Raw genomic sequence first — 13,096 nt, forward strand, 5'->3', positions numbered from 1 at the left:
TAGCCGCTCCCCGACCGTCCCGACCGACCCAGGAGACCACCATGGCTCTGAACGACGACGACATCACCACCTCGAGCGGCTCCGGCCCCGAGGGCCCCGCGGACTCCGGCGCCGGCCAGGGCACCCCCGGCCAGCACGACGGCGGCGCCGACGGCGGCGCGGACTCCGGCGCCGAGGGCCCGGCCGACTCCGGCGCCGGCCAGGGCACCCCCGGCCAGCACGACGGCGGCGCCGACGGCGGCGCGGACTCCGGCGCCGAGGGCCCCGCGGACTCCGGCGCCGGCCAGGGCACCCCCGGCCAGCACGACGGCGGCGCCGACGGTGGCGCCGACAGCGGTGCGAACTGAGCTGAGCGAGCCGACGGCCGGTGCCGGATCGCCCCCCGCGGGCACCCCGGCGCCGGCCGGCGCGCGTGCGGCGTCCGGGAACGGCGCCCTCGCGCGGCTGGTCGGCTCGGACACCGACACGTTCGGCGCCCGGCACTGGGGCACCAGCGCGCTGCTGCGCGCCGGCGCGGACACCGGCGCGTTCCGCGACCTGCTCGACCTCGACGGCGTCGACGAGCTGCTGTCCCGCCGCGGGCTGCGCACCCCGTTCCTGCGGCTGGCCCGCAACGGGTCCGTCGTCGGCTCGGGTGACTTCACCGGCCCGGGCGGGGTGGGCGCCGAGATCGGCGACCAGGTCCGCGACGACAGGGTCGCCGCGCTGTTCGGCGACGGCAGCACCGTCGTCCTGCAGGCGCTGCACCGCGTCTGGCCCGGCGTCATCGACTTCTGCACCGCGCTCGCCGAGGACCTCGGCCACCCCGTGCAGGCGAACGCCTACATCACCCCGCCCCAGTCGCAGGGCTTCTCCGCCCACTACGACGTGCACGACGTGTTCGTGCTGCAGCTGGCCGGGCAGAAGCACTGGCGCGTCCACGCACCGGTCCACACCGACCCGCTGCGCAGCCAGCCCTGGAGCGACCACGGCGACGCCGTCGCCGCCCGCGCCCGCGACGACGAGCCCGTGATCGACCGGGTCCTCGAACCCGGTGACGTGCTCTACCTCCCCCGCGGCTGGCTGCACTCCGCGACCGCGCTCGGGGACGTCTCGGCGCACCTGACGATCGGGGTGCACGTGGTGACCCGGTACGCGCTGGTGGAGTCGCTGCTGGCGCTGGTCGCCTCGGACGAGCGGCTGCGCGCGAGCCTCCCGCTGGGCGTCGACCTGGCCGACCCGGGGCAGCTCGCCCCGCACCTCGAGGCCGTGCGCGCCGCCCTGACCGACGCGGTCGCCGGCGTCCCCGCCGCGGACGTGTCGCGCCGGGTCCGGGGCCGGGTGTGGTCCGGCGGGCGCCCGGAGCCGGTCCGGCCGGTCGCCGCCGCCGCGTTCGCCCGCGATCTCGCGCCCGGGGACACCGTGCGCCGGCGTCTCGGGGTGCACCACCGCCTCGTCCCGGGTGATGATCGGGTCGTGCTGGAACTGGCGGAGAAGACGCTGACGCTGCCCGCCGTCGTCGCACCCGCTCTGGCGGCCCTGCTCGGCGGCGGAACGCACACCGTCGGGGACCTGCCCGGGCTGGACGCCGACGACCAGATCGTCCTCGTCCGGCGGCTGCTGCGCGAGGGCGTGCTCGTCCCGGCCTCGGCGTGACCGCGGCCCGGGAGTACCAGCGCTGCGCCGAGCTCGCCGAGACGGCCGGTGACCCGGCGGAGGGCACGGCGCCGCCCGCGCGGCACTGGTTCCTCGTCGAGCACCCCGGGCCGTGGCCGCGTCAGGCCCTGGCCGGGCTCGACCCCGCCGTCCCGGCGGCGCTCGGGGCCTGGGCCGGGGAGGTGGGCGCGCGGGTCGTGCTCGTGCGCCGGCCCGGGCGCCGGGACCGCGACGCCGTCGGACCGGGGCGGCGCTGGTTCCGCGTCGACGCCCGGCCCGGGCACGAGGACGTCCGCACCGGCATCTGGTCCTCCCCCGCCGAGCTGGCCGCCGCCGTCCACGCCGACGGCGAACCGCACCCCGACCCGCTGGTGCTGGTCTGCGCGCACGGCCGGCACGACGCCTGCTGCGCCGTCCGCGGTCGGCCGCTCGCCGCCGCGCTCGTCGCCGACGACCCCGAGGGCACCTGGGAGTGCAGCCACATCGGCGGCTGCCGGTTCGCCCCCGCCCTGGTGCTGCTCCCCCACGGCCTGACCTACGGCGGCGTGACCCCGGCCGACGGGCCCGCCGTCGTGCGGGAGTACGGCCGCGGGCTCGTCGTCCCCGGTCTGCTGCGGGGGCGCTCCGCGCTGCCGCCCGCCGTGCAGGCCGCCCAGCACCACGCGCGTGCCGTCACCGGCGCGACCGGGGTGGACGACCTGGGCGTCGCGGACGTCGACTCCGACGGGAGACCCCCCGGGCACACGTCCTGGCGGGTCGCGTTCCACCACCCGGACTGCGTGGTGCAGGTGCGGGAACGGTTCGTGGAGGTGGACCGGCCGCTGACGTGTGCGGCCCGCCCGGCGGGCCGGATCCGGGTCTTCGACCTCGTCGACGCCCGCTCCTGACGTCCGGCGGTCGGCCCGTCGTTTCCGAAACGGAAACGACGGGCCGACAGTCCGGTCCACAGCGGTTCCCGGATGACCTGCGGACGGGTCGTGACCGGTCCGATCCCCGCTGTCCGGTTCCGTCCGATGTGAGACGACGAACAGCCCGCGGGCGATAACAGTGCGGTAGTGGTGTTCGGTTGCACCACTACGACGCCGTCGCCCCACCACGCTCCCCACGAAGGAACGGAAGGCCCCCCATGGACCCCCAGACCCCCGTCGTCATCCTCTGCGGAGGCAAGGGCACCCGCATCCGCGAGGCATCGGAGAGCCTGCCCAAGGCGATGGTCGAGATCGGTGACCGGCCGATCGTCTGGCACATCATGAAGACCTACCGGGAGCACGGCTTCCGGCGCTTCATCCTGTGCCTGGGGTACAAGAGCTGGGCGATCAAGGAGTACTTCCTCGACTACCGGGCCCGCTCGGCGGACTTCACCCTGTCCATGTCCGACCGGCACCGGATCGACTTCCACAACGGCGTCGACGAGGACTGGGAGATCACCTTCGCCGAGACGGGCCTGGAGGCCGCCACCGGCTCGCGCGTCCGGAAGATCGCCCAGTACGTCGACACCGAGAACTTCTTCCTCACCTACGGCGACGGCGTCGGCACCGTCGACATCACCGCCCTGGCCAAGGAGCACGAGCAGTCCGGGAAGATCGGCACCGTCACCGGGGTGCACCCGACGTCGAAGTTCGGCGAGATGAACGTCGAGGGCGAGCGGGTCGTGGAGTTCAACGAGAAGCCCACCCAGGTGACCGGCTTCGTCTCCGGCGGGTACTTCGCCTTCCGCCGCGAGTTCCTCGGCACTTACCTCGGCGAGCCCGGCGACGACGGCGTGTGGCTCGAGCACGAGCCGCTGCAGCGCCTGGCCCGCGACGGGCAGCTCAACGTGCACCGCCACGAGGACTTCTGGTCGGCGATGGACACCTTCAAGGACTTCGAGTACCTCAACAGCCTGTGGGCGCGCGGCGAGGCGCCCTGGAAGGTCTGGGCCTGACCGGTCCCGAAACGGACGAAGTAACAGTTTCCACCCACTCGACGAGGTCGTCGGCGTAACCCTGCGCCGACGGACGGACGACCGTGACCGACACACCCAGCGCGTACGGGAACCGGGTGCACCTGGGCATCCGGTCCCGGCGTCCGCGCCACCACCCGGCCGGCAACGCCCCCGTCCTGGCGGTGCCGTGACCGGCCCGTCGCGACCCACGGCCGCACGCGGCGCCGCTCCCCGGTGGGTCATCGGCCATCTCACCGGGCTCGACGGGCTCGACTCCGTCGCCGCCGAGTGGGACGACCTCGTCGACCGCTGCGCCACCGCCACCCCGTTCCAGCGCAGTGCCTGGCTGAGGGCGTGGTGGCAGCACTACGGCCCGGCCGGCGAACCCTGCCTGGTCACGGTGCGGCGCGACGGTCTGCTCGTCGCGGGCGCCGCGGTCTTCACCGAACGGCGGGGCGGTGTACGGCGGCTCGCTCCCGTGGGCCGCGGTCTGTCCGACGTCACGGAGTTCCTCGCCGACGACGCCCACCGCGGGCCGGCCGTGCCGTACCTCGCCGACGCACTGCTCGCCGTGCGCGACTGGCACGTGATGGACCTACCCGAGATCCGGGAGGGAAGCGTCGCGTCCGTGCTCGCCGCGGTGTGGCCGGGACGGACGGTCCGCACCCCCGCCTCGGTGTGCCCGGAGATCCCCCACCGGACCGTCGACGACATGCTCGCCGCCGGTCCCGCCCCGAAGTACCTGCGCCGCCGGCTGCGTACCGCGGAACGGTCCGGCATCACCTGCGTTGCCGCACCGGCCGAGGACCTTCCCGGCGCCGTGGACACCCTCCTCGAGCTCCACCACCGCCAGTGGGCCGGGCGTGCGATCAACCCGGAGCACCACGCGCACCGCTTCCGCGGGCTGCTCACCGACGCCGTACCCGGACTCGCCCGAGCCGGCGCCGCCCAGATCGACCTGTACCACCGCGACGGGCGTCCGGTAGCGGCCGAGCTTCTCCTGCTCGGCGGCCGATCCGTGCACACCTACCTCGTCGGGGCCGATCCGGCCCTGCGCGCCGACGTCGACGTCGCGGCGCTCACCATCCGGCGCGGGATCGACGTGGTGGCCGAGCGGGACCTCGCGTCGCTGGACCTGCTCCGCGGGGACGAGCCGTACAAGCGGCGCTGGCGGGCGGTACCCATCCACCAGGAACGGGCGCTGCTCATCGCACGCCGGTCCGTGCCGGTCCTGGCCCTGGTGACCGCGGCCCGCGCCCGTGCCGCACTGCGACGGCGTATCGCCGGGGGGACCCTGCACCGAGTGCTCGGCGAGGCGGTGCGCCGGTGGCGCGGTGAAGGGCCGGTGGGCCTCGTCCGGGCCGTGCGCGCTAGGACGGGGTCCCGCCGAGTGCCTCGGTCGGATTGAGGTCCGCGTACTGCGCCACCGATCCGTTGCGCACCGCATCCCACAGATCCGCGGCACGCCCGTCGTCGAGATAGACGACCGACTGCGCGCCCTCCCGACCCAGACCGGCGACCGGCGCCGTCACGAAGGCCACCCCCGACCCGCGCAGGTTCCGGTTCTCCAGCGCCAGCTGCACCAGCCCCGTGTTCGACAACGAGTCGTCGACGCTCACCGCATCGCCGACGCTGGTGGCGAAAGCGTAGAGCGCGGCCGGGTCCGTGCTCGCCTTCTCCTGGACCTTCTCCAGCAGCGCCCTGATCGCGTTCTGCTGGCGCGCCGCACGGTCGATGTCGCCGTTCGGCAGGCCGTAGCGCTGCCGGACGTAGGCCAGGGCCTCGCCCCCGTCGAGGTGGTTCTCCCCCGCGGTGAAGTCGACCCCGGCGTTGCTCGTCGCCCGCGCGACCGTCACGTCGATCCCGCCGACCGAGTCGACCAGCGAGGTGAACCCGGCGAAGTCGATGACGCCGAAGTGGTCGACCCGCACCCCGGTCAGGTTCTCGACGGTCTCGATGAGCAGCGGTGCACCACCGAACGCGTACGCGGCGTTGATCTTGTTCGTGCCGCGGCCCGGGATCTCGACCCAGGAGTCGCGCGGGATGGACACGACGCTGCCGTGCTCCCCGTCCGGAGCCAGGGTGCCGAGCATGATGACGTCGGAGCGCTGCGATCCCGCGTCGACCCCCGGGGTGGCGTCGCCGCCGGTGGTGGGCTCCGAGGAGCGCGAGTCCGTCCCGACGAGCAGGAACGCCGTGCCGCCGAACGACGCCGGGCGGCTTCCCGCGTCGATGCCGCGGAACGCGTCGGGGATGCGGGAGATGCCTCCGCCGATGCTGGAGGTCAGGTACGCGACGGTGCCCGCCACGGCGAGCAGCAGTACCAGTACGACGGCGAGCAACGCCACGAGCACGCGACGGCCACGGCGGCCGGGTCGCCCCGTCTGCAGGCCGGGCACGACGTCGTCGTGCCGGGTCGGGGGTACGGCGTCGCGCATCAGGTCTCCTGGATGATCCGGATCGGTTCACCCGGTTCGTCGTCCGGCGGCGACCGGCGTTACCGCGGACCACGCGGCCACCCCGTCGGCTGTACGCAACGTGATGAATCGCTGCAGCTCAAGGCCTCGGAAGGCACTCAGCGCAACGTCGGATACGCCAGACCTCATCACATCTGTGGAACCGGTGGCCCTCACGCTAATGGTCCGCACGGCCCAGGCGAATCCAGGGACAGAACGGCCGCACGGCCGTCGCGGACCGAACAGGAGACCCGATGAGCGTCACGCCCGACACCCCCGCCGTCATCCCGGCCGCCACCGCCGCGGCGATCCCGACGCCCCGCGCCGCCGCCGAGGACGCCGGGCCGCCGCCCGTCGCCACCGTCCCGGCCGACACCGGGCTCTGCCGCTGCGGCCACGAGCGCGACGCACACGAGCACTATCGCGCCGGCACCGACTGCGGAGTCTGCGGCGCCACCTGCCGGGCCTTCCGCGCACGCACAGGTGCCGGTGCCGGGCGTGCTGCCGGCCGGGCCGCCCGCCTCACCTCGGCGCTGCTGCGTCGCCGCTGACCCGCGGCCGCCGTCCCGCGGACGGTCCGCCCGCGGGACGCACACGGGAGCCCCTGCCGTTCGGAACGGCAGGGGCTCCTGTACGTCCGGGTGCGCCGGCCGGTGCGGATACCGGTCAGTGCACCGACGCGAAGACCACGACGTTCTCCCGGTAGGAACGCGCGGCCCGGTCGAACGATCCGCCACAGGTGATGAGACGCAGCTGCGCGTTCGCCGTCGGTCCGTACACCTCGTCGGACGGGAACCGGTCCTTCGGGTAGACCTCGATCCGGTCGACCGTGAACGTCGTCGACCGCCCGTCGGTCCGGGGAACGGTGACCGTCGCGCCGACCGGGATCTCCTGCAGCCGCCAGAACACCGCGGGCCCGCGGAACGAGTCGACGTGGCCGACGATCACCGCCGGTCCCGCCTGCCCCGGGGTCGGCCCACCGGTCCAGAAACCGATGCGGTCGAAATCGGCGGGCGCACCGAGCGCACCGTCCGGTCCGATCGTCAACTGCTCCGGAGACCCCGCGCGCAGCCCGATCGCGGGCACCACGAGCCCGGACGGCGGCGCGACCGGTCGGGCGCGCGGCGCGGACGACGGCGGCGACGACGCCGCGACCCGGCCGACCGGGGCGGCCGGCGGGCCGGCGACACGCACCGCCTCCCCGGCCGGGGCGACGGGCGGATCGGGATCTCCGAGCAGGACGGGCAGCAGCGGGAGGGCGAGCAGGGCAGCCACGGCCGCCGCGCGCGCCGCGGGGCCGGACGGCACCGGTTCGGGACGGACCACGGCCACGAGCCGGCGCGCGCGCTCGACGGGGCCGGGCCGCGTGACCAGTGGCGGACTCCACGCAGGTCCGACCGGGGTCCGCATCGGGGCGCGCCACGGCGCACCGTCGGCGTCGAGGTGGACCGGGTCGGCCGGCGGCGGACCGGCCGGACGGGAGTGCTCGGGGGACACCGGTCACCTCCGGCGGCGGGCCGCACCCAGGACGGTCATCCCGTAGGCCAGCACCGGGGCCGCCAGCAGGGCCAGGAGCAGCGGGAGGACACCCGGCCCGTCCGACGCGCCGCCGGCACCCGCGGGCACACCGCCCCGCGGGATCACCGGCGCCGCCGCGCTCCCTCCGGTGGCCGCGGTGACACCTGGCCGGTCGACGAGCGACTGCACCGTCAGGGCGCCGTCGGCGGCGGACGTCACGACCACGGTGCTCACCGAGCCCGGCCCGACGGGGAGCGTGGCGTCCTCGGTCCTGCCATCGCTGGCCAGACGCACGTCCCAGGTCCGCGCGTCGACGGTCGCGTACCCGGTCACCGTCCCGTAGCCGAGATCGGTGGCGAGACGGGGACCACCCACCGCCTGCGCCTCCAGCAGGGACCCGGCGTGGGCGGCCTGGACGAGCCTCACCCGGCCGAGACCCGCACCCGGGGCCGCCACGTCGTCGTCGACGACCCGCCCCTTCGGCCGTCCCTCCGGCGCACTGTCGAAGAAGAACAACGACCGCGAGGCTCCGGTGTCGACGCGGACCGGTGCCGAGATCAGGGCCGGAGAGTCCGGACCGCTCCCGACCGCGTGCATCGACACCGTGTACTGCCCGGCGGCGAGGTCGAGGTAGCCCGAGACGGTCCCGTAGCGCACGTCCGGCGCCGCCAGGCGCGGCGACGATGCGGCACCGTCCGGGCCCTCGATCCGGGCCTCGACGGCGCCGACCGACGGCGCGAGGTGGCCGAGCCGCAGCCGACCGGCCGGTGGCGACGCGTTCGCCACCGGCACGACGGACAGCGCCACGGCCGTCGCGAACAGCAGGGATCCGACCAACACGGCGATCCGTGCGCGCCGCCTCCGCCCGTCCATCGAGGGCTCCTCCGTCCAGGCCGGTATCCGGGCCCCGGCTGCTTCGCTCCTGAGATCAACGATCTTGGCGATGGCAGGTTACCCAGAATGGTGAACGGATCCCCAGGGGCGTGACAGCCCGTATTCAGTTGTGCGCGGTCATGTCATGCGACCGAGGCCAACCACGGCTCCCACGCGGGCAACGGCTCCACCGCCAGCACCAGCACCCCGGCACCCGTACGGGGCGGTGGCGCCGGTGTCGTCCCCAGTGTCCAGCCGATCTCCTCGATCAGCCGGTCCGCCTTGCGCGAGTTGCAGGCCTTGCAGGCGGCGACGCAGTTCTCCCAGGTGTGCGCGCCGCCGCGGCTGCGCGGGACCACGTGGTCGATCGTGTCGGCCCGCTTGCCGCAGTAGGCGCAGCGGCGGCAGTCGCGCCGCAGCACCCCGGCCCGGGTCATCGGGACCGAACGGCGGTAGGGCACCCGGACGTAGCGCGACAGGCGCAGGACCGAGGGTGCGGGGAGCGCGAGGTTCTCCGAGCGGAACTCGGCACCCTCCAGAGCTTCCTGGAGGCATTCCGCCTTGCCGGAGAGCAGCAGGCAGATGGCACGTTTGGACGTCACCACGGCCAGCGGTTCGAAGCTGGCGTTGAGGAGCAGGACCCGGGACCCCACCGGGACGTGAGCCGTGGTCGGCGGCTCGGTCCCGGGTGCCGGGACGGGATCGTCGGGGAGCGGATCGACCATCCGCAGATCTCCACCCGAGATCATCTCGGCACCACCGGGGACGGGTTGTCGGTACGGCACGCGACCACCTCCGCGAACGCTCGAGGTCCGGATGTAGTCGACCATACGGAAGCCGGGTTACGCGAGTGTGATAGACGGACCGACGCCGGGTGTCCCGTCGGTTCCGCGGCGCGGATCAGCCCCCGAGTGCGCCGATCACGTCGGCGAGGAGGTCGTCGGTGTCCTCGACCCCGCAGGACAGCCGCACCAGACCGTCCGGCACCGCGTCGCCCCAGCGCGCCCGCCGGTCCGCGGCGGTGCGCAGACCGCCGAAGCTCGTCGCCGAGTCGACCAGCGTCGTGCGGGCCAGGAAGTCCGAGACGGCGCGGGTGTCGGCCAGGGTGAACCGCAGGATCCCGTTCCAGCGCCGCATCTGGGTCCGGGCGAGCACGTGCGACGGGTCGTCGGCCAGCCCTGGCCAGCGCACGTCGTGCACGCCCGGGGTCTCCCGCAGCGCGACGGCGAGCGCGCGGGCGTTCTCGGCCTGCCGGGCCAGCCGCAGGTCCAGGGTGCCGAGCCCGCGCAGCGCCAGCCAGGTCTCCATCGGCCCGGCGATCGCGCCGCCGCGGGTGCGGAAGGCGCAGACCCGCTCGTGGTGCACCGGGTCGGCCGCGGACACGTGCCCGAGCAGCAGGTCCCCGTGCCCGGACAGCGCCTTGGTGTCGCTGGCGACGACGAGGTCCGCCCCGAGCGCGAGCGGCTGCTGCCCGAGCGGGGTGCACGTGGTGTTGTCGACGGCGACGACCGCGCCGGCCGCGTGCGCGGCGGCGGCGACCGCGGCGACGTCGCAGACCTCCAGGCCGGGGTTCGACGGCGTCTCCAGCATCACCAGTGCGGGCTGGTGCCGGGCGATCGCCGAGGCCCAGTCGCCCGCGGTCGCACAGTACGCGACCGGCACCCCGAGCGGGGCGAGCTCCTCGTCGGCGAGCAGGCGCGCGACGTAGTAGCCGTCGCTGGGCAGCAGCACGCCGCGCCCGGCGCCGGTGAACGCACGCAGGACCGCGGCGATCGCGGCCATCCCGGACGGGAACACCGTGCACGGCCCGCCGTCGAGCTCGCCGACGGCGGCCTCGAACTCCCGCCACGTCGGGTTGTCCGCGCGGGCGTAGAAGTCCGCGCCCTGGTCGGCCTCCTCCGGGCGGCCGAGGTGGTAGGTGCTGGTCAGCACCGGCCCTCGGTGCACCGGATCGCCGACGGCGTGGGCGTCGTGCTCCCCGCCGCGCACGCAGCGGGTGCCGTCTCCGAGCATGGGGTTCACTCCGGCTTCGGGGCCCGGGAGATCAGTTCCTTGGCCATCTGGTGGGCGGTCATGCCCTCGTGGCAGACCCGGCGCACCGCGTCGGCGATGGGCAGCTCCACCCCGGCGCGCTCACCGAGCTCGCAGATCGACAGGCAGGACTTCACGCCCTCGGCGACCTGGCCGTGGTTGGCCTTCTCCGCCTCGGCGAGACTCGCGCCGCGGCCGAGCTGCTCGCCGAAGGTGCGGTTGCGCGACAGCGGGGAGCTGCACGTCGCCACCAGGTCGCCCATGCCGGCCAGGCCGGCGAAGGTCAGCGGCGAGGCACCGAGCGCCATCCCGAGCCGGGACATCTCGGCCAGCCCGCGGGTGATCAGCGACGCCCGCGAGTTGTCGCCCAGCCCCATCCCGGACGCGACGCCGACGGCCAGCGCGATGACGTTCTTGCCCGCCCCGCCCAGCTCCGCCCCGACGACGTCGGTGTTGGTGTAGGCGCGGAAGTACCCGGTCGCGCAGGCGGTCTGCAGCGCCACGGCGCGGTCGTGGTCCTCACACGCGATGACGGTGGCCGTCGGCTGCTCGTGGGCGATCTCCGCGGCGAGGTTCGGCCCGGACACGACGGCGAGCCGGTCCACACCGACGCCGGTGACGTCGTCGATGACCTCGGTCATCCGCTTGAGCGTCCCCAGCTCGACACCCTTGGCCAGGCTGGTGAGGGTGACCCCGGCCGGGACCAGGTCGCGCCAGCGCTCCAGGTTGTCGCGCAGCGACTGCGACGGCACTGCGAGGATCACCGCGTCGGCCCCGTCGAGGGCCTCGGCCGCGTCGTGGGTGGCCCGCAGCGTGTCCGGCAGCGCGACGTCGGACAGGTAGTCGGGGTTGCGCCGGTCGGCGTTGATCGCCTCGGCCACCTCCACCCGGCGGGCCCACAGCCGCACGTCGCGGCCGGCGTCGCCGAGGACCTTCGCGAACGCGGTGCCCCAGCTGCCCGCGCCGAGCACGGCGACGCGGTGGATCGAGTGCACGGGCTCGTTGACCGGCCGCTCCCCGAACGACGGGGCCGGGGGGACGCTCATCGGCCCGCCTCGCTCTCCGGGCGGCGGCGGTAGAACTCCTCCGGCGCGTCCTCCTCGCGGACATCGGCGAGGAGCTCCCGCACCCGGCCCATGATCAGGTCGGTGACCTCGCGCAGGACGTGGGCGTCCAGCGGGCGCCCGCGGTAGGCGCTGAGGTCCACCGGGTCCCCCGCGCGCAGCACGACGTCGGTGCGCGGCAGCGGGCGGAACTTCTTCTCGTAGCCGTTCAGGACCTCGCGGGTCCCCCAGTGCACCATCGGGATGACCGGCACGTCCGAGGCCAGCGCCATCCGCGCGACGCCGGTGCGCGAGCGCATCGGCCACCCGTCGGGGTCGCGGGTGATGGTGCCCTCCGGGTAGATGATGACGATCTTGCCGTCGGCCAGGGCCTGCGTCCCGGCGGCCAGGCTCTGCTGGGCGTCGGCGGAGTCGCGGTAGACCGGGATCTGCCCCGAGCCGCGCAGCACCTGCCCGAGCACCGGCACCTGCCACAGGCTGCTCTTGGCCAGGAACCGGGGCACCCGCCCCGCGCTGTGCACGTAGGTCCCGGTGTGGATCGGGTCCAGGTGGGAGATGTGGTTGCCGACCAGCAGCGCGCCGCCGCGGGCCGGGAGGTGCTCACGGCCCTGGTAGCGCGGCCGGCCGGTGAGCCAGCCGATCGAGTAGAAGAACGGGACGGCGAAACCGACCCAGAATCCGCCCTTCTCGCGTGCCACCGGCGGCCTCCTCCTGCCCGCCCCCGTGGCGGGTCGTGGGGTCGTCGCGGATCGGGATGATCGGCGATCTCGTCCGTGGAGTCTCCCCACAGAGGCCCCACGGTGTCACGCGGGGTGCCAGACTGGGGCCGTGACCCTGCGGGTGGACCTGGTCGTACCGGTGAAACCGCTGCCCCGCGCCAAGACCCGGCTGCGCGGTGCCGCCGACGGCGGGGTGGGCGATCTCGACGCGCACCAGCGGCTCGCGCTGGCCCTGGCCCGCGACACGGTGGCCGCCGCCGTCGCCGCGACGGCGGTCCGGCACGTGCTGGTGATCTCCTCGGACCCGGCGGTGGCGATGGAGGTCGGCGCGCTCGGCGCGGAGGTCGTCACCGACCCCGGCCGCCGGCTCAACGGCGCGCTGCGCCACGGTGCCGCGCTGCTGCGCTCGCGCGACCCGCACGCCGCGCTGGGGGCGCTGCAGGCCGACCTGCCCGCGCTGCGCCCGGCCGAGCTCGACGACGCCGTCGCCGCGGCCGCCGTGCTGTTCGCCGCCGGCGCGACCCGCGCCTTCCAGCCCGACGCCCCCGGCGAGGGCACCACGCTGCTGCTCGTCGCACCGGGCCACGACCTCGACCCGCACTTCGGCCGCGGCTCGGCGGCCCGGCACAGCGCCTCCGGGGCACGCCCGCTGCCCGGTGTCCGTCCCGGCCTGCGCCGCGACGTCGACACCGCCGCCGACCTCGACGACGCCGTCGCCCTCGGGGTGGGGGTGTGGACCCGGGCCGTGGTCGACGCCCGGCACGGGCCGCCCGCCACATCTCACCCACCCGGATGTCCCCCGCCCGGTGACGCCGTCGCCCGACGGTGTGGCACACCACGTACGTGACATCGCCGGACGGGGCCGTGTCCGCGTGG

General features: G+C 75.0%; 14 protein-coding genes. 7 read left to right on the forward strand and 7 right to left on the reverse strand.

Translation table 11 applies throughout. The features are described 5' to 3' along the window. Positions 1-41: 41 nt before the first annotated feature. The 5 genes from MTO91_RS20485 (at position 42) to MTO91_RS20505 (ending at position 4,967) form a co-directional block, all read left to right on the forward strand. Entirely contained in the window at positions 42-347 is a 306-nt protein-coding gene (locus tag MTO91_RS20485; RefSeq protein ID WP_179762003.1) for a hypothetical protein, read from the forward strand. After that, on the forward strand, positions 337-1,635 hold the full coding sequence (locus MTO91_RS20490) for a cupin domain-containing protein (RefSeq protein ID WP_476652370.1): 1,299 nt from the start codon (positions 337-339) through the stop codon (positions 1,633-1,635). The genes MTO91_RS20485 and MTO91_RS20490 overlap by 11 nt, the downstream gene beginning before the upstream one ends. After that, positions 1,632-2,522, forward strand: coding sequence for a sucrase ferredoxin (locus MTO91_RS20495; protein ID WP_476652371.1), 891 nt, complete (start codon positions 1,632-1,634; stop codon positions 2,520-2,522). The genes MTO91_RS20490 and MTO91_RS20495 overlap by 4 nt, the downstream gene beginning before the upstream one ends. A gap of 239 nt (positions 2,523-2,761) precedes the next feature. Next, positions 2,762-3,559 (forward strand): glucose-1-phosphate cytidylyltransferase, encoded by a 798-nt coding sequence (locus MTO91_RS20500; RefSeq protein ID WP_476652372.1) that lies wholly within the window; start codon positions 2,762-2,764, stop codon positions 3,557-3,559. Between the two features lie 187 nt (positions 3,560-3,746). Beyond that, on the forward strand, positions 3,747-4,967 hold the full coding sequence (locus MTO91_RS20505) for a GNAT family N-acetyltransferase (protein WP_476652374.1): 1,221 nt from the start codon (positions 3,747-3,749) through the stop codon (positions 4,965-4,967). Here the strand turns inward: MTO91_RS20505 and MTO91_RS20510 are convergent. Continuing rightward, positions 4,930-5,997 carry an LCP family protein gene (locus tag MTO91_RS20510; protein ID WP_476652376.1) on the reverse strand — a complete coding sequence of 356 codons (1,068 nt, stop codon included), beginning with the start codon at positions 5,995-5,997 and terminating at the stop codon, positions 4,930-4,932. The genes MTO91_RS20505 and MTO91_RS20510 overlap by 38 nt on opposite strands. Positions 5,998-6,269: 272 nt before the next feature. On the opposite strand from MTO91_RS20510, the gene MTO91_RS20515 reads away from it, so the two are divergent. Continuing rightward, positions 6,270-6,566, forward strand: coding sequence for a hypothetical protein (locus MTO91_RS20515; RefSeq protein WP_346105620.1), 297 nt, complete (start codon positions 6,270-6,272; stop codon positions 6,564-6,566). A gap of 115 nt (positions 6,567-6,681) precedes the next feature. Here the strand turns inward: MTO91_RS20515 and MTO91_RS20520 are convergent, their stop codons facing one another. The 6 genes from MTO91_RS20520 to MTO91_RS20545 form a co-directional block, all read right to left on the reverse strand. Further along, a complete protein-coding gene (locus MTO91_RS20520; protein ID WP_476652378.1) occupies positions 6,682-7,512 on the reverse strand; it encodes a class F sortase in 831 nt (276 codons plus the stop codon). A gap of 3 nt (positions 7,513-7,515) precedes the next feature. After that, complete coding sequence (locus tag MTO91_RS20525) at positions 7,516-8,373, reverse strand: DUF4397 domain-containing protein (RefSeq protein ID WP_476652379.1); 858 nt, start codon at positions 8,371-8,373, stop codon at positions 7,516-7,518. A gap of 176 nt (positions 8,374-8,549) precedes the next feature. Further along, a complete protein-coding gene (locus MTO91_RS20530; protein ID WP_476652381.1) occupies positions 8,550-9,131 on the reverse strand; it encodes an HNH endonuclease in 582 nt (193 codons plus the stop codon). A 175-nt stretch (positions 9,132-9,306) separates the two neighbouring features. After that, positions 9,307-10,419, reverse strand: coding sequence for a cystathionine gamma-lyase (locus tag MTO91_RS20535; RefSeq protein WP_476652382.1), 1,113 nt, complete (start codon positions 10,417-10,419; stop codon positions 9,307-9,309). A gap of 5 nt (positions 10,420-10,424) precedes the next feature. Beyond that, positions 10,425-11,483, reverse strand: a complete 1,059-nt coding sequence (locus MTO91_RS20540) for an NAD(P)H-dependent glycerol-3-phosphate dehydrogenase (RefSeq protein WP_178376295.1) — start codon at positions 11,481-11,483, stop codon at positions 10,425-10,427. Then, positions 11,480-12,199, reverse strand: a complete 720-nt coding sequence (locus MTO91_RS20545; RefSeq protein WP_476652384.1) for a lysophospholipid acyltransferase family protein — start codon at positions 12,197-12,199, stop codon at positions 11,480-11,482. The genes MTO91_RS20540 and MTO91_RS20545 overlap by 4 nt, the downstream gene beginning before the upstream one ends. A gap of 136 nt (positions 12,200-12,335) precedes the next feature. On the opposite strand from MTO91_RS20545, the gene cofC reads away from it, so the two are divergent. Continuing rightward, positions 12,336-13,067: a 2-phospho-L-lactate guanylyltransferase gene (gene cofC / locus MTO91_RS20550; protein WP_476654935.1), complete on the forward strand. Its 732-nt coding sequence runs from the start codon at positions 12,336-12,338 to the stop codon at positions 13,065-13,067. The last annotated feature ends 29 nt before the right edge of the window (positions 13,068-13,096 follow it).

It is taken from the genome of Pseudonocardia sp. 2-7, from assembly GCF_056341085.1.